This window comes from Frigoribacterium sp. CG_9.8, from assembly GCF_015751965.1.
Taxonomy (GTDB): Bacteria; Actinomycetota; Actinomycetes; order Actinomycetales; family Microbacteriaceae; genus Lacisediminihabitans.
On sequence record NZ_JADOVH010000008.1, the window covers coordinates 1 to 17519 of the forward strand.

At 59.6% G+C, this 17519-nt stretch carries 12 protein-coding genes and 1 pseudogene; 10 read left to right on the top strand and 3 right to left on the bottom strand.

Features of this window, described 5'->3' with window-relative positions:
* The first annotated feature begins 620 nt into the window (after window positions 1-620).
* The 8 genes from IWX88_RS13260 to IWX88_RS13295 all read left to right on the top strand — a co-directional run bounded on the left by IWX88_RS13260 (window position 621) and on the right by IWX88_RS13295 (window position 10396).
* A complete protein-coding gene (locus IWX88_RS13260; protein ID WP_196831042.1) occupies window positions 621-1004 on the top strand; it encodes a PadR family transcriptional regulator in 384 nt (127 codons plus the stop codon).
* An 8-nt stretch (window positions 1005-1012) separates the two neighbouring features.
* The gene (locus IWX88_RS13265) at window positions 1013-1738 is read left to right on the top strand and encodes a hypothetical protein (protein WP_196831043.1); all 726 of its coding nucleotides are present in this window, start codon (window positions 1013-1015) and stop codon (window positions 1736-1738) included.
* A 269-nt stretch (window positions 1739-2007) separates the two neighbouring features.
* On the top strand, window positions 2008-2625 hold the full coding sequence (locus IWX88_RS13270) for a recombinase family protein (protein WP_196831044.1): 618 nt from the start codon (window positions 2008-2010) through the stop codon (window positions 2623-2625).
* A 179-nt stretch (window positions 2626-2804) separates the two neighbouring features.
* The gene (locus IWX88_RS13275) at window positions 2805-4370 is read left to right on the top strand and encodes a type I restriction-modification system subunit M (protein ID WP_196831045.1); all 1566 of its coding nucleotides are present in this window, start codon (window positions 2805-2807) and stop codon (window positions 4368-4370) included.
* Window positions 4367-5470 (top strand): restriction endonuclease subunit S, encoded by a 1104-nt coding sequence (locus tag IWX88_RS13280; RefSeq protein ID WP_196831046.1) that lies wholly within the window; start codon window positions 4367-4369, stop codon window positions 5468-5470. Before IWX88_RS13275 ends, IWX88_RS13280 begins: the two co-directional genes overlap by 4 nt.
* Window positions 5467-6363 carry a GIY-YIG nuclease family protein gene (locus IWX88_RS14340; protein ID WP_196831048.1) on the top strand — a complete coding sequence of 299 codons (897 nt, stop codon included), beginning with the start codon at window positions 5467-5469 and terminating at the stop codon, window positions 6361-6363. The genes IWX88_RS13280 and IWX88_RS14340 overlap by 4 nt, the downstream gene beginning before the upstream one ends.
* Window positions 6356-9403, top strand: coding sequence for a type I restriction endonuclease subunit R (locus IWX88_RS13290; RefSeq protein ID WP_196831050.1), 3048 nt, complete (start codon window positions 6356-6358; stop codon window positions 9401-9403). The genes IWX88_RS14340 and IWX88_RS13290 overlap by 8 nt, the downstream gene beginning before the upstream one ends.
* A gap of 177 nt (window positions 9404-9580) precedes the next feature.
* Window positions 9581-10396, top strand: a complete 816-nt coding sequence (locus tag IWX88_RS13295; protein ID WP_196831052.1) for a hypothetical protein — start codon at window positions 9581-9583, stop codon at window positions 10394-10396.
* A gap of 833 nt (window positions 10397-11229) precedes the next feature.
* Here the strand turns inward: IWX88_RS13295 and IWX88_RS13300 are convergent.
* Window positions 11230-11931: an HNH endonuclease gene (locus IWX88_RS13300; RefSeq protein ID WP_196831054.1), complete on the bottom strand. Its 702-nt coding sequence runs from the start codon at window positions 11929-11931 to the stop codon at window positions 11230-11232.
* Between the two features lie 1180 nt (window positions 11932-13111).
* On the opposite strand from IWX88_RS13300, the gene istA reads away from it, so the two are divergent.
* Both istA and istB read left to right on the top strand, forming a co-directional pair.
* Window positions 13112-14317 (top strand): IS21 family transposase, encoded by a 1206-nt coding sequence (istA, locus tag IWX88_RS13305; protein WP_196831139.1) that lies wholly within the window; start codon window positions 13112-13114, stop codon window positions 14315-14317.
* A gap of 11 nt (window positions 14318-14328) precedes the next feature.
* The gene (istB, locus tag IWX88_RS13310) at window positions 14329-15108 is read left to right on the top strand and encodes an IS21-like element helper ATPase IstB (RefSeq protein ID WP_196831141.1); all 780 of its coding nucleotides are present in this window, start codon (window positions 14329-14331) and stop codon (window positions 15106-15108) included.
* Between the two features lie 1212 nt (window positions 15109-16320).
* On the opposite strand, the pseudogene IWX88_RS13980 reads toward istB, so the two are convergent.
* Window positions 16321-17070: pseudogene (locus IWX88_RS13980) on the bottom strand (SOS response-associated peptidase).
* A 75-nt stretch (window positions 17071-17145) separates the two neighbouring features.
* On the bottom strand, window positions 17146-17448 hold the full coding sequence (locus tag IWX88_RS13325) for a hypothetical protein (RefSeq protein WP_196831057.1): 303 nt from the start codon (window positions 17446-17448) through the stop codon (window positions 17146-17148).
* Window positions 17449-17519 lie beyond the last annotated feature (71 nt).

A 17519-nucleotide genomic window follows, 5' to 3' on the forward strand; every position in this document is an offset into this window, starting at 1 on the left:
ACGTCATGGCTACCGCACCCCAGCTGAGGTCCTCAGCGAGATACTCTCGAACCAGTCAAATCAAGCCGGTGTTGCGACCACCGCCTGAATTCGCCGGTTACGAGGCACTTTGGTTACGAGACAGCGGATAGCCTCAACTCGAACGAGTGAGCCAGCCTCACCCCCGATGGGCTCCACACATGGGCGGCCGCGACCGCGGCAGGATGAGCGAGGCAGACCCCCATATCAGCTACGCCGACCGCGCCGTCGATGCAGCACGCGCCCAACAAAACGCCACTCGGTAGCGACACCAGCAGCAGCGCACGGCGTTACGGGAGTGATGAAGCCCACCGCGACCAGCTCGGCATGCGCACGGTCACCCCGCGCCGAAATGCCCACGACGCCCGCACGCGGCACCGGGTAACGCGGCGGTTATGTCAGTTCCACCATCCGTTCGAGAACGAGCCCCACCGCACCAAATCGCAACGCGACGGGCCGACTCGCGGGCTATGACGCGGCCCCACCTACGCGCGCGTAGCCTTCGTCCAGTTAGAAGAAAATGCTGTCGGCGACGGGTCGAATCGAAGGTGCGGGCATGAGCGTGTTTGACATGGCTAACTAGTTAGAGAGACAATCTATTTATGAACTCGGAACATCAGGAAGAAGTGCAGCTGACCAGCGCGTGGCCGAGCGACTGGATGCGCGCGGTGCTGGGAATGTTCGCCCTGCGTGCCGTGGAACAGGGAGCCTCCTACGGATACGCGATCATCTCCGACCTCGAAGCCAATGGGCTGGGCACAGTCAAGGGCGGCACGCTGTATCCCCTTCTCAGCCGCTATGAGTCGGCCGGGTTCGTCGCCGTCGAATGGCGACCAGGTGACGCCGGTCCTGGCCGCAAATACTTCTCACTCACTGACCGTGGACGCAGCGAACTGGAACGAACGCGAAGCGAGTGGCTGCGCTTCACCGCAAATGGTAATGACTATTTGAACACCGCACCGACAGGAAGAACGGATACCCCATGAAGACGACAATGACCGACGATACGTGGATCGAGGACTTCACCGTCGAGCTGCGCCTTCGCCGAGTCTCCGGACCCGCAATCGGCGACGCAATTGCCAGCGTCAGAGAGCTGCTGGCCGACTCCGGTCAGAGCGCGGAAGAAGCATTCGGTGCCGCCCGAGAGTACGCGGCGTCGTTGGACCTTCCTGTCATGAATGCGCGAGAGCAAGCGGTCAGAACGGTGCTCCTTCCGGTCGTGGGACTCTTCACGTTCCTTGTCTTCGCTCTGGCAAGTACCGCTTGGTTCGATCAGGGTCTCGTCTTGATCTCGGTTCCTCAGCTGCTGCTACTTGCTATCCCCGTGCTTTTGACGCTGATGTTCGCCTTCCCGTTCTACCCACGAGCGGTCATCCGGCAACGCTGGCTCCCGCCTGTGCTACTCGTCGTCGTCGGGGTAACGAGCGCATTGGCAGCGCTCTTCGCTCCGGGATCAGCATCCGACGCTTGGCTGGTCTTCTCTGCGCTGCCGCTGCTCGTCGGTACCGCGGCTGTCTTACTTGTCCTATCGGTGATCGGAACCGTCGCGACCCTTCGAAGCCGCGACGACGACGAAATCGTCGAACCACTGCAGGCTCAGGGCGAGGCGAAGCGACCACGCGGTCGGCACCTGCTGCTCATTGCCGTGAACTGGCTCTTCCCACTCATCGCTGTCGTGGTGTTCGCTATGGTCTGGGGATTCAGCCTCCTCCGACCGTGACTGACCTCCGTTTAGGTATCCCGATATTAAGCCGAATGACCGGGTGCCTTACGGACGAGCCCGTGGCGGCGCTTTGCGATCTCAGCATCTCGCAACCCTAGGGATACGAGGCGTCTCGTCGAGCTCACCGACGAGGCAACGCTGACGTGCCAGTTTTCGTGGATTCGCGCGGGTTTGTTTAGCTGCCACGATTCTCGTAACTATGTATCGAAACCTTCTGGTTAAATCTGAGTACACACCATTACTTATGCGACACCCGGGAGGCCCCCATGAAGAAGTTGATCGGCTATGCACGCGTTTCGACGAAACAGCAGTCCTCGGACCGACAGCAGATAGATCTCTTGGCTGCCGGCGTTAGGCGCGATGACCTCTACGTGGATAACGGAGTATCCGGCGCGCAAGCATCCCGGCCCCAATTCAATCGAGCACTTGACGCACTAATCGAGGGCGATACTCTCGTGATCACGACGCTCGATCGGCTCGGCCGCTCTACTCAGAACATGCTCGCGTTCGCCGACGAGCTGCGAGGTCGCGGTGCGGGGCTGCGCGTTCTGAATTTGGGCGGCGGTGACGTCGACACGTCAACACCGATGGGCTCAATGCTGTTCACGATCATGGCCGCGCTCGCGCAGATGGAACACGAGATCAAAAGCGAACGCATCGTCGACTCGATCAGTAAACGCAAAGCAGCCGGCCAAAACCTTGGGGGCCGGCCGAGGCGCATCACTGACAGTCAGATTCGCAGTGCCCTCAGCCTCATCCAAGGTGGCACACCCGTCGCCCAGGTGGCGCGGGACCTTGGGATGTCCCGCGCGACGTTCTACCGAAGGTCACGCGCGCTAATCGACGAACCAATGACCTCGACCGTAAGCGACACGAAGCGGTGACAGAACGCCGACATATACCGGCCAAGTTCACAGCACCCAGCGGGCGGACGGCACTCTCGTGTTGCGGGCAGTGGGAGTCATCACGCTCGGCTCACGAGACGCGCGACGAGTCATAGTGAGCGTCGACAGTGCGGGGGTCGTGCCAGTGAATGGGGACCCTCTTCACTACGCTGAACACCATGACTCCCACCACCCGCGAGGCCCAACGCGCTGAGCTCCACAAGGCCATCTGGCGGGTAGCAAACGACCTGCGCGGGTCAGTCGACGGCTGGGACTTCAAGAGCTACGTCCTCGGCATGCTCTTCTACCGCTTCATCTCCGAAAACCTCACCGCCTACCTCAACCGGCAAGAGCGAGCCGCCGGCGATGAAGCCTTCGACTATTCGAAGCTCCAAAACCCTGAAGCCGAGTTCGGCCGAGCCGAAACAGTCAAAGAGAAGGGCTTCTACATCCTCCCGAGCGAGCTCTTCAGAAACGTCAAGAGCACTGCGGCCGCAGACGAGAACCTCAACGAAACCCTTGGCCGTATCTTCCAGAACATCGAGGGCTCTGCTGTCGGCACGGAGAGTGAAGACGACCTGAAGGGCCTCTTCCAAGAGCTCGACCCCAACTCGAACCGGCTCGGCTCCACTGTTGCGCAGCGCAACCAAAAGCTGGTCAAGTTGCTCAACGCCATCGGCGACTTGAACCTGGGCGATTTCGAGAACCACGAAATCGACGCGTTCGGCGACGCCTACGAATACCTTATGCAAATGTATGCAGCCGACGCCGGCAAGTCGGGCGGCGAGTACTACACACCGCAAGAGGTCTCTGAGCTGCTCGCCCAAATTGCCAGCATGGGCAAGACCGAACTGAAGAAGGTCTACGACCCGGCCGTCGGCTCCGGCTCGCTGCTGCTCAAGTTTCAGAAAGTACTCGGCCCCGGCAAAGTAGGCGGATACTTCGGCCAAGAGATCAACCTCAACACCTACAACCTGGCACGCATCAACATGTTCCTGCACGACGTGCCCTACGAACAGTTCCACCTGGCGCACGGCGACACGCTCATGGATCCGGCGCACTGGGACGACGAGCCGTTCGAGGCGATCGTCTCCAACCCGCCTTACTCGATCAGGTGGGAGGGTGATGCGAACCCGCTGCTCATAAACGACTCCCGCTTCGCCCCCGCCGGAGTTCTCGCGCCCAAGTCGAAGGCAGACCTCGCCTTCACCATGCACATCCTCAGCTGGCTGGCCGTCAACGGCACGGCGGCGATCGTCGAGTTTCCCGGTGTCATGTACCGGTCAGGCGCAGAGGCGAAGATTCGCAAATACCTGGTCGACAACAACTACGTGGACGCTGTGATCCAGCTACCATCAGACCTCTTCTTCGGCACCACCATCGCCACCTGCATTCTCGTGCTCAAGAAGTCCAAGCAGTCGAACGATGTCGTCTTCATCGACGCGTCCGCCGAATTCACGCGCAGCGGCAACAAGAACAAGCTGACGGATGCCCACCGCACCCGCATCCTGACCACTCTCATCGAACGTGCCGACGTTGAGCACTTCACGACCGTCGTGCCGAATAGCGCCATCGCCGAGCGTGACTACCTGCTCTCGGTCTCCTCCTACGTCACAGCCGAAGACTTGCGCCAGGCCGTCGACATCACCGAGCTCAACGCGGAGATCGCCCGCATCGTTGAACGCCAGGTCGAGCTGCGCGCAGCTATTGATGCCATCGTCGCCGACATTGAAGGTACGCAGTGAGTCGTGTTGATGGCCTGATCGAGGAACTTTGTCCTAGAGGGGTTCTTCGCAGAGAGCTCGGAAGTGTCATCAAGCTGAATTTCGGCACTCGAGTAACAAAGATGTCCGATGCGGGCACTCGCTACCCGGTATACGGCGGTGGTGGTGAAAGCTTTCGTACTGACGCCTTCAACCGTGAAAATGAGTACGTAATTTCGCGGTTCGCGATGTCGGCGAAGTGTGTGCGCAAAGTAGAAGGCAAGTTCTGGATGCTTGACTCGGGATTTACCTTTAATCCCATCGACGAATCCGTTGATAAAGACTTTCTTGCTTACGTTCTCTTCAACATGCAGCCCGAGATATATGGCTGCAGCAGCCAGGGCGCGCAGAAGAACCTGAAGACCCAGGAGTTCAAGCGGTTTCGAATCCCTGTCCCGCCTCTCGGAGTGCAGCGCGAGATCGTGAGAATCTTGGACAACTTCACCGAGCTGGAAGCGGAGCTGGAAGCGGAGCTGGAAGCGCGGAGCCGCCAGTATGGCCACTATCGAAGTCAGCTACTGCTGGCTAACGATGAAGGGAGGGTTCGGCTACTGGGTGAACTGGCCAAGAATCTGGACAGCAAGAGACGACCAGTGACCAAGGACGCTCGCATACCCGGGGGAATCCCCTACTACGGCGCTTCCGGCGTAGTGGACTACGTGAGCGACTTCATTTTCGACGGGGCTTATCTCCTGGTCTCCGAAGACGGCGCGAATCTCTTGGCCCGTTCAACGCCGATCGCGTTCTCGATCTCGGGCAAGACGTGGGTAAACAACCACGCGCACGTCCTGAAGTTCGGCACTTATGTCGAGCGTCGTTTCGTCGAGATCTACCTGAACTCCATCGATCTTGCTCCCTTCATCTCAGGGGCTGCCCAGCCGAAGCTGAACAAGGCGAATCTCAACCAAATCCCGATTCCCGATCTCCCTCTGGAGGAGAAGCAGCGGATCGTCGAGGTCCTGGACAAGTTCGACACCCTCGTCAATGACCTAAGCGTCGGTCTCCCCGCCGAGCTCGCGGCCCGCCGTAAGCAGTACGAGCACTACCGCGACAAACTACTGACCTTCGAGGAGGCATCGTGAGCGGCAAGCACATTGAGATTTTCCTGGTGGATGGCGCCCCCGGCGGCATTACGACCGCAGAGATCGCCGGGTGGACAGGGCACGTACTTGCAGGCCCTCGGCCGGAACTGGCGAACATCCTCAAGCGAAGTGAGGTTAAACGGAACGGCGCGTATCTATTGCTCGGCGGTGATGACGACTCTTCTGGTATCGCCCAGTGCTATATCGGGCGCACCGAGAACTTCATCAATCGTTTTCGTGACCATACGACCAAGAAGGACTTTTGGGATCGTGTCGTCATCATTACGGCGAAAGATGACGCTTTCAACGAAGGCCATTGGGGCTACCTTGAGGCGAGGCTTGTGGAACTCGCCCGGCAAGCCGCCAGGGTCGAGTTGCAGAACGACAACACGCCGCAAGGTCGAAAGCTGTCCGAAGCGCAGGCCTCAGACATGGAAGCATTCATCGCTCAGCTTCAAATTGTGTTGCCTGTCCTCGGCGTCAATGCGATCCGCACTCGTCCTGCCATTCCAGCATCTGGATTGGCAGAGAACGCTTCTCCGGTTTTCACTCTCCTGCACGCCAAGGCGGGAGTTGACGCACGCGCGCAGGTTATCGGTGACGAGTTCACCGTGCTCGCAGGGTCGACTGTCCGGGCCGCCTGGAGTGGCGTGGGCAGCGCCGAAAGCACTCAACGTGCCTACGCGTCGTACCGTGCGCAACATGAGCGATTAGTAGCAGACGGGTCAATTTCGGTCGAGAACGGAAAAGGTCGGGTAACGCGTGACATACCATTCCGTTCGCCCTCAACGGCGGGAGCGATAGCGCTTGGCCGCTCCTGCAACGGTCGCATCGAGTGGACCTGGCCAGGCGGTACGTACGGCGCCTGGGAGGAGCGTGACATAGATGTCTGACGCACCCGCGAGCCGATTCGAGCCGATCGCGATCAGCTCGGAAAGCACGGTCGTTGCAGAGTTCGTCACCGACCCGGCGACGTCGGCCGCGTATCAGTCGGAGGCAGAACTTGAGCGGGAGTTCATCCGGTTGCTGCAGGGCCAGGCGTATGAGTACGTGACGATCCACTCAGAGGCCCAACTGCTCGCAAACCTCCGCGTGCAACTCGAAGCGCTCAACGCTGTCACCTTCACTGACGACGAGTGGCAGCGGTTGCTCGCCGAGTATGTGGTGGGCGCAAGCGATGGTGCGGTGCAGAAGACTGTGCGCGTGCAAGAAGACCACGTCTACGCCTTCAGGCGGGATGACGGCAGCACGAAGAACATTGCGCTGATCGATAAGAACAGCATCCACAACAATCGTCTGCAGGTGAGCAACCAGTACGAGGTCGCAGCCGGCGGCGCAGACGGTGGCTCTGTTGATGGTGGCGGAAAGTACGCGAACCGCTACGACGTGACCATTCTGGTCAACGGGTTGCCGCTGGTGCATGTGGAGTTGAAGCGGCGCGGGGTTGATATTCGTGAGGCGTTCAATCAGATTGACCGCTACCAGCGGGACAGTTTCTGGGCCGGCTCTGGCTTGTTCGACTACGTGCAGTTGTTTGTGATCAGCAACGGCACGCTGACAAAGTACTACTCAAACACCACACGGCGTCAGCACATTGAGGATGCTGCAGGGCGGGCACGCACACGCAAGTCGAGCAACTCGTTCGAGTTCACTTCGTGGTGGGCGGATGCTGCGAACACGCCCATCCGCGACCTGGTGGGTTTCACGAAGACCTTCTTCGCCAAGCATGCGTTGCTCGCCATTTTGACCCGCTATTGCGTGCTGACGGGTGACCGGCAGTTGATGGTGATGCGCCCCTACCAAATCGTCGCGACAGAGCGCATTCTGCAGCGCATCGAGGTGGCCACCAACTACAAGAAGCTCGGCACGATCGCGGCCGGCGGGTTCGTGTGGCACACGACCGGGTCGGGCAAGACCCTCACCTCCTTCAAGGCCGCACAGCTTGCGTCGCGGTTGCCGAGCGTCGACAAGGTGCTTTTCGTTGTGGACCGGAAAGACTTGGATTGGCAGACGCAGAAAGAGTACGACCGCTTCGAGAAAGGGTCAGCGAACGCGTCGACGTCGACCGCGCAACTGGCGAAGCACCTGGCTGACCCGGAGCGGCGCATTGTTATCACGACAATTCAGAAGCTGGCGCGACTCGTGCAGTCGGATAAGAGCCATACGATTTACGACGGCCACGTCGTGTTGATTTTTGACGAGTGCCACCGTTCGCAGTTCGGCGACATGCATGCCTCGATCACTAAGGCGTTTAAGCGTTACAACCTGTTCGGATTCACCGGCACGCCGATCTTTGCCGAGAACGCCGGATCGGGCGGGAACCCGCAGCTGAAGACCACCGAGCAGGCCTTCGGCGAGAAGCTGCACACCTACACAATCGTCGATGCGATCACCGACAAGAACGTGCTGCCGTTTCGGATCGACTATGTCAACACGATCAAGCTGCCCGAGGGGCTCACCGATAAGCAGGTGTCGGCCATCGACACCGAGCGTGCGCTGCTCGATCCGACCCGCATCGGCATGGTTGTTGAGTACATCTTGGAACACTTCGACCAGAAGACCCGGCGCAGCGAACACTACGCACTAGGGGAACGGCGGGTGCGCGGCTTCAACTCCCTGTTCGCCACAGCCTCGATCGACGCAGCGAAGCGCTACTACTCGGCGTTCCGGTCGATGCAGTCGACGATTCCGGATGCTCAGCGCCTGAAAGTCGGCATCATCTACTCGTTCGCCGCCAACGAGGCCGAAGTTGATGGCTTTCTCGACGAAGAGGGCTTCGACACCGCGGCCCTTGACCTGCCGTCGCGGCAGTTTTTAGACGAGGCGATCACCGACTACAACAACATGTTCGGCACGCGCTGGAGCACAAGCTCTGATGGCTTCGCCGGCTACTACACCGATCTGTCGATGAGGCTCAAGAACCGCGAAATCGACGTCGTCATTGTCGTCAACATGTTTCTGACCGGGTTCGACGCAACAACGCTCAACACCCTATGGGTCGACAAGAACCTGCGCTCGCACGGGCTGATCCAGGCCTACTCACGCACCAACCGCATCCTGAACTCGGTGAAAACATACGGCAACATCGTCAGCTTTCGCGACCTCGAGCAGCAGACCAACGGTGCGATCGCACTGTTCGGCAACAAGAACGCGCAGGGCGTGGTGGTACTCAAGCCCTACGGCGAGTACTACACGGAGTATGCGGCGAAGGTGACGGAGTTGCTCGACCGCTTCACGCCGGGCCAGCAGATCGTCGGCGAGCAGAATCAGAAAGACTTCATTGCCCTGCTCGGTGCGATTCTGCGGCTGCAAAACATTTTGACCTCGTTTGACGACTTTGAGGGCAACGAGATCCTCTCTGAGCGGCAGATGCAGGACTACCGCTCGGAATACCTCGACATCTACGCCTCTCTGCGTCGTCCGACCGACGAGAAGGAGACGATCAACGACGACCTTGTCTTCGAGATTGAGCTCATCAAGCAGGTCGAAATCACAGTCGACTACATCCTGCTGCTCGTGCAGAAATACCGCGACGAGCGCGGCGACGGCGACGACAAAGAGGTTCGCGCCGAGATCACCCGCGCGATCGACGCTTCACCCAGCTTGCGCAACAAGAAAGACCTCATCGAGGCTTTCGTCGATCGCGTCTCCGTCGCAGGCTCAGTCGACTCTGAGTGGGCCGCTTTCGTCACCACCCGACGGGATGCTGAGCTCACGCAACTCATCATCGACGAGGGCCTCGATGCAGATGCAACCCGCGAGTTCATCAACCGAGCCTTCCGCGATGGCGTCATTCAGACCACCGGCGTGGCGATCACTAAGGTACTGCCGCCCGCGTCGCGGTTCTCGCCGGGCGGCGGCCACGGTGAGAAGAAACAGCGAGTACTCGACCGGTTTGCCGGGTTCTTCGAGCGGTACTTCGGGCTCGGGTGAGTTGATTATTACGCTTGGTGTATCGCCAGTGGGCGGGCGATACTCTCAAACCATGCCTCACGAGCCAGTCATCGGCAAAGAGCACTTCGATTCATCCGATCAAACCCTCATTCCCCTTCGGGACGAGCGCTGATGCCCCGAAACCTATTGAGTGGATGGTGTCCTGAAGGTACCTCTGTGGAGAAAGCATGGTTATCGGTTTCGCAAGACACGCATCGCGAGCGTGAGTTGGACTTCGTGGGAGCTAAGCCCGGCGAGGTCCGGGCGGCTACATACCTTCAGATCCTGACGCACTTACGACCGCGACTTGAAGATACAGATGGAAGGCAAGGTGCAGTCGACCTGACGCTGGAGCGCGCTGACGGACAATTCGAGATTGCTGAGGTCACATCTACGCTCGATCGGAATTTTCTCCGGGACAGCAATCAGTTGCGACACTTTGAACGCCAATTGCTGGATGAGTACTCTGGTGCCGCTTCCTGGGCACTGGCCTTTGAATACGGCTGGGCTATGCCAGCCACTCGTGCCGGGATTGGGCAGCTCTCTCGAGATATTGCTTCTCAGTTGATGGTTGCTGATACCTCTGCCGAACGAGCAAACCCGGTGCAAGTTGCGCCAGACGTCTATGCCTTTGTACACACGAACGCTCGAAACCTGATCACGATTGGAAGCTGGAACTCGAATATTCCGATCTCGCTTGATCAGCCGTACCTCAATCGACTGAGCACTTACCTAAACGAGTCTGAACTGGTGTCCAGCAAGCTGATGAAGCTTGAAGTCGAGAGCGGCAGATTGAACGCTCAAAGGAGCCATCTTTACTTGTTAATGGCTGGGTCCGGTGAAGATGGAGGTCTGCTTCCGGTCTCGCCGTCGTACTTCACGTGGGGAGAGTTTCGCTGTCCACCCGAAGTGACCGACCTTTGGCTAGATGGTGGAACCGGTGAGATCTATCACTGGTCTGACTTAGACGGATGGAAGTTTCACAGAACGTAATTCATATGCAGGCGCTTCGGTAGCGTAGCTTCTCAGCGGCCTGCTGAACTTCTCAGCCTGGGGGGTGCTGTCCCGTCAAAACATGAGCGTGCCCAACGCAACATGTAGTCAGACCTGTAGTCAACCGGTTCATCGAACGTCGAAAGCCGCTTCTGGATTTCTCCGGAAGCGGCTTTCGACCACCTCTTTCTTTTCGTTGCGGGGACAGGATTTGAACCTGCTACCTCTGGGTTATGAGCCCGCATATCGAGTCATTGGCGCCGTCTCGATGAATTAGCGTACTCACCTGAGTTCGTATCAATTAGAAAATGACTGATAACCGCCGGTATGTAAATAGGAAGACGGCATCATCGCCTTGGATGCGAACGGCCCGGCCTCCTCGACCTCCCATACACGGCGCCGATACTGTGGTTCGCGGTGTGGGTGGTGCGGTGTGGGTTGCACGACCGAGGCTGGCGCTACTTAGCTTTCGGTGCTGAGCCAGTCCTCAGTCCCCTCAGATGCTCGGACCCTCCGACAACACGCGACAGAACCAGCGCTAGAGTTTCGTCATCACGAACGGTGGAGCACTGTTCGTCTAATCAACACCGAGGGAGCAGTAGCGATGGAAAGTATCAGTGTGTCCGATGCCGCCAACATCTGGTTGTCAAGCGGCAAGGACGAAGACCAAATGTTCGGTTTCAGCGCGGAACAACTTGAGGCAGCCGCCAACGACTGACTCGGCGCTCTTCGCTGACGCCAAGTTTGCCCGTCGACAGCAATCTCTCACTGTTTTTGCGACTCGAACGCTGACAGCGGCCATGCTGGCTCGTTCGGGCTCAGGTGGGTAAAACTCAACCGAGGGTCATGCCTTTGCGACGGTTGCATTCCCCGCATAGCAATTGCAGGTTTCGCACTGTGTTCGATCCACCCATTGCGAACGGGATGATATGGTCGAACTCCAGATCCGCCTGGCTGCTGCAATCGATGCACCTGCCACTGTCGCGTTGCCAAACTTCGAGGCGGACTTCCTGAGGGATTCGCTGCCGCTGCCGAGGCTTGTCGAGCTGCTCGGCCATCGACTGGAGCGAGTGCGCCTTCTGCAGCGCAAGCCGCCGCGTGTTCTTCTCTTGGTTTAGGAGAGCGACTACATCGACAGCTGTGAGATCCGGATCGAGCGCAAGATACACACTGCGGTCAAAAACCCAAAGTTCGACCAAAGTTGCGTCATCGTCGTCGTCATCGTCATCGTCATCGTCGTTGATTCTGGCCGGAAGCATAAGTGGCGCGCTGCTTGCACTCTCCCAGTCAGGGTCGTCAACCGTCCAGCGGTGAGCGCGCTTCGGATTGTCTTGGCCCCCCTTTATTGGCAAGCCAAAGACCCTCAAGTCGATTGCGTCACCTATATCGTCGAGTTCCGCTCGAAGTCTCGCTACCTTAAGCCGCTCATCGGGGAGCCATCTCTCCTTCATATGAGAATTGCTGCCATCTTTAGCTAGACGCTCTTTTTCCCAGATTCCGACTCTCGTCTCGGCCTGAGCGAGTTCTAGGGACATACGTTTGAGTTGACCTTAGACTTAAGTGGCTTCAAAAATCCCATACTGATCAGTGTGTCATGCGCATCAACCCATGCGCCGTTCCGTTGACGGGCAAGCAATTTCCGGGTCGGAACGATTCTGCCCATCCCGTAGCGGCTTCATCACGGCCTTAATTACCGATAACAGCCGGTTTGTAAATAGCAGACGGCATCGTCACATTGGACGCGAACTGGCCAGTCCCTTCGACCTCCTCCAGATGACCCAGATGTGTGGATCGTGGTGTGGGTTTTGGGTTGTGGGTTGCACGATTGGAGCCGGGGCTATTTAGCCCTCAGTGCTGAGCCAGTCCTCGGTACCTTCGAGCGCGGTCGCCCGCTCGATCAGATATTGTCCGTGCCCTCGCAATGGCAGCGGTGCCACCTCGCACACCTCGAGGGAACTGGCATTACCTCCCGCGGAGCATTTGACCGTTCCGCCGGCCGAACAGATAGCCACCGTGTTGAACTAGGCAGATCCTGAGGGCTCGAACAGCAGGAGGCAGCAGCTGCAACAGGTCGCCGCAAGCGGCGGCTCTGGAGATAATGACTCCTATGAGCTATTGGTGGGCAAGCCAGAACAAGAACTTTCGAACAGCGATTCCGAACGGGACTTTGTGGACACGTCCCAGGGTCAATAATGTGCTGCCGGAGAATCGGCGTGCACTACAAGATCTGGCGCCCGATGACATCGTCTTTCACTATGGCGCTCCCTTCGTGAGGGCAGTCAGCAGAGTCGTATCCAGCGCCATCGACTGGCCGCGACCGTCGAACTATCCTCGAGGGCCTCGTGAATCCGAGGCCAATGATGCAGGGAAACTTGTCCGAGTCGAGACCATTGCAATCGATCTGAAGCTTCACCGCGACCGCGTTGCTGAGCTAGTCGCCTGGGGAACTCCAGGGCCCTTGTCTCGGTTAGGTGTTCCCCGTGAGGCCTACCTTTCGCCTCTCAGCGACATCGATGCTGACGCACTGCTCCAGGAATTAGACGTGAAAACCCCTTCCCGCTCGCTTCCAGGAAGGCCGCACGAAGACTGGCCTGCGGGGTCCGGGCTGACCGATGCGGAAGCGATCGCCCGAATTCGTGTCGACGACGTTTGAAAATGAGGCCATAGCGACGTTCGAAAATGAGGCCACCCAGGCAGATTGGATGGGTGATCACTTTGGAAGATTGGGCGTTGATCAGGAGGCTTGTCGCGGACGGGGTGCCGCAGCGGCAGGTCGCAAGAGATTTGGGTGTTGGGAGGTCGACGGTCGCGAGGGCGGTCACGTCCACGAGCCCGCCAAGGTATGAGCGGTTAGAGCAGCCGACGTCGTTCTCGCCGTTCGAGCCACGGGTGCGCGCCCTGCTGGCCGAGTTCCCGCAGATGCCGGCGACGGTAATCGCGGAACGGGTTGGATGGTCCGGGTCGATTACCTGGTTCCGGGACAACGTGCGCCGGTTGCGGCCCGAGGAGCGCCGCGTCGATCCGGCGGACCGTCTTGTCTGGGAGCCCGGGGATGCGGCGCAGTGTGATTTGTGGTTCCCGCCGCGGAAGATTCCGCTTGAGGACGGGAGCGCGAAACTGTTGCCGGTGCTGGTGATCGTTCCGGCGTATTCGCGGTTTGTTCTGGGCCGGATGATCCCGACCCGCAAAACGGAGGACCTGCTGCTGGGGTCGTGGGAGTTGCTCCAGCAACTCGGCCGGGCCCCGAGACGGTTGATCTGGGACAACGAGCCCGGCATTGGTCGGGGACCGCGCCGCGCGCACGGGGTGACCGAGTTCATGGGGATGCTGGCCGCCAGGCTGGTTTTACTCAAGCCCCGCGACCCGGAATCGAAAGGGATCGTCGAACGCCGCATCGGCTGGTTCGAAACCTCCTTCATGCCGGGTCGCACGTTCGCCTCGCCGGCGGACTTCAACACCCAGTTCGGCGACTGGCTTCAGCTGGCGAACTCCAGGGTCGTGCGGACGATCAAAGTGCGCCCGGTGGATCGTCTCGATGCTGACCGGGCCGCGATGCTGCCCTTGCCCCCGATCGTGCTGCAATTGGGTTGGCGGAGTCGGGTCCGGCTCGGACGCGACTATTACGTTCGTGTCGACTCGAACGATTACTCCGTCGACCCGACCGCGATCGGCCGCCTCGTGGACGTCACGGCGGACCTGGAACGGGTGCGGGTGCGTCTCGGGGGACGGGTGATCACCGAACATGCCCGGGTTTGGGCCAGAGGATCGACGATCACCGATGCTGCCCATGTTGCGACCGCGAGGCGGCTTCGGGAACAGTTCCAATCCCCTCGCGCTATCACCATCGATGACGAGCTCACCCGAGACCTGGCTGACTACGACAGGGCGTTCGGACTTACCGGGACGGAGGCCGCCTCGTGAGCGCCACAAAGATGCCTTCCGATGCGGTGAAGCAGATTACCTATCTCGCGGCCGCGCTGAAAGCACCCCGCATCCTCGAGGCCGCGACCCGCCTCGCGGAGCAGGCCAGGGACGCGGGTTGGACCCACGAGGACTACCTTGCTGCAGTCCTGGAACGGGAAGTGTCCGCCCGGAATGCCTCCGGCGCAGAGCTGCGGATCCGAGCTGCCGGGTTCGGCTCCCGGAAAACCCTCGAGGACTTCGACTGGGACGCACAACCCGCGATCCGGCAACAGGTTGGCGCGCTGGCTTCGGGTGGGTTCCTCACCGAGGCCCGCAACGTGGTCCTCCTCGGACCGCCCGGAACCGGGAAAACCCACCTCGCCACCGCGCTCGGAATCGTCGCGGCCCGGCACGGACAGCGGGTGCTGTTTGCCACCGCAACCGATTGGGTTACCCGCCTCAGCGATGCCCACCGGCACGGCCAGCTGCCCGCCGAGCTAGCGAAGCTGCGGCGTTACGGATTGATCATCGTTGACGAGGTCGGCTACCTCCCCTTCGAGCAAGACGCCGCCAACCTGTTCTTCCAACTCGTCTCGAGTCGCTACGAACACGCCTCACTGATCCTCACGAGCAACTTGCCCTTCAGCGCTTGGGGAGGAGTCTTCGGCGACCAAGCCGTCGCCGCCGCGATGATCGACAGGATCGTCCACCACGCCGACGTCTTCACGCTGAAGGGCGCCTCTTACCGACTCCGCGGACGCGGCATCGACAGCCTCCCCAGCGTCAGAACCCAAGAACCGGCAAACTAGAACCAGAAAACCGTGGCCTCGATTTCACTCGTCGCATTGGCCTCAGATTCAAACGTTGTCAACAATTCGCAAAGAACAGGGTGCTCTGAGGGCCTCGCTGCTCGGAGCTGGCAACGCGATCTGTGGCGTTTGCGCGCGAGCAGTGCCGTCGGCTTTTCTTGTCGCGGGTCATATCGTCCCTCGATCAGAGCTCAGTGATAGTGAACGATGGGACTTCGATGCCGTCGCAATGCTTGTCTGCCTATTTGGGTGTGACGCATTGTTCGAAAATGGATACATCGTCATCGAACCAGACGGTACGGTAGCGGCAGGACGAGTCACCTCGGATCCCGTTCTCCTGAGTGAGGTGAGACACCGCTTAGGCACTTCTTCACCAGCTTGGCGTGCGAGCACATCGCCAGCGTTTCGTCAGCACGAACTTCGACATTCCGCTGGAGCCAACGCAGCTGAACGTTGACCTGAAGACACCTGTTCTACCTGTGCTCGCTACTCTGGAAGATCCTCACTACGGCTGATCCAGCGTTAGTGACGGGCCAGCCCACTCAACGACCACGACAACATTTGTGCCCGCAACCACCGCGCTCGTGTAGGTGTTCAAGCTCACAATCCGACAAGGCGGGTAGGTTGATTTCAGCGTATTTATGATCGTGGCGATTGCGTGAGCGTCTCCGCCACCCAGCGTTGTTGACACGATGATGCTCTGACCGATGTCCTCTGCAACCGAGGTGTGCCCCGACTCCGACCAGCGAGCACGGCTCCACTCGCTACCCGACCACCACCGCAGGTGGGGCTCTCCGAAGGGGCGGTGCCACCCTGGCGTTGTTGGACTATCGGTCGGTGGACCAGGAGCGAATCGCTGTTCCCAAGCCCCACCGGTCCACCATTGTTTTGTTCCCACTGGTACCGAATCGCCAGGGTTGTACCAGCCAGCTTTTGGAACCTTTGCCATGCTGTCTCTATTCGCTAGCAGATATAAGCCCCCGTGGCTGTGTCAGAACCCTACCGGGCTCGGTATTCGCGGAAGCACATAACGGACGAATCGCCCAAGGCGTTCAGGAAGGAACGCGGCCTCGCCCACTGGATTATTCCCGAACCCTCTGCGCCGTCTGAGGCGTAGACACCACTGGTGCACGAATGATACGGCGCACGAGTTGACTACCTGAGATGCTGGTGATTCTGTGGTGTGAGTTGTACGACCGGGGCCAGCGCTACTTAGCTTTCGGTGCTGAGCCAGTCCTCGGTCCCCTCGAGCGCGATCACCGGCTCGATGAGATAGGGCCCGTTTCCTCGAAATGGCAGCGGTGCAACTTCGTACACCGCGAGGGATCTGGCGACCGGCAGCGCCGCCTGCACGGCGGCATCGACGAGTTCTTGGGTGCCCGCAAGTTCCGGGTCGAGCCAACGATCCCACCACTCGGACGGGAGCGTTACCGGGTTTCGGTCGTGGATGTGGAGCAGCTCGTCGACCGCACCGGAGGTGAGGATCGTCGTCGTGAGAGTCCATGCGTTTGGATCGTCGTCGGGGACCCTGTGGTCTTTCCACCAGGAGTACAAGCCGGCGAGCATCAGCAGTTCGCCGCCGGGATTGTGAATGTAGTGCGGGATCTTTGTGCCGTCGGAAAAGGTTTGCCGTTCGAAGTAACCCGATGCCGGCACAAGGGCTCGATGCGTTTACAGCGGCCCCTTCCAAGTGGCTTTGGAGGCGAGATACTCGGCTCGCGCGTTGAAGGTCGGATACTTCAATTTCAGGGTCTTGGACCAGCTCGGCACTAACGACCAGCGTGCTGGCTCGAGGCGACGCGTAACTTCACCGTCGCCCTTCGCTGATTGGAGTAGCAATGGGATCGTTTCGGTGGGGGCGATGTTGTAGGACGGCCGCCAGTCACGGAAGTCGCCGCCCTCGGCAACGAATTCGTTGATTAGTTCGTCGGTCTCTTTAGTCATCGTGAATCGGCCACACATGGGTACGAACGTACTGCGTCGCCGCGTGCACTGCCATGGTTGCCCGGTTACGAGTGCACCGCTATGGTTGCGCCGTTACAGGTGATCGCGCCGTTCGACGGCGGAGGCCCACACCCAGACTTCGCTTACCGGCCCGTTGCGTATGGTCAAGCGGATCTTGACTGCTCGATCAGTCCAGCCGATAGCTTCACAATCTGGTCGGATGACCGCTTCGTGGAAGCGGACGTAGGCGCGCACCGCGATCGGAGTATCTGCCTCCGTCATGGGATGGTGGGCCAGGTCGAGCTCCGCGTCGCTGAGGCCGGTGGGCTTGGGGCGCACCACAGCCTCTTCGATTTCGCGCCCGATCGCACCTCCGTAGCGCTTATTCTCTCCCACTCATTTAGTAGAACATACTTTCGAATATAAGCGGGAAGTCGGTTCTCCTCGACGTCGATGGGATTTTGCCC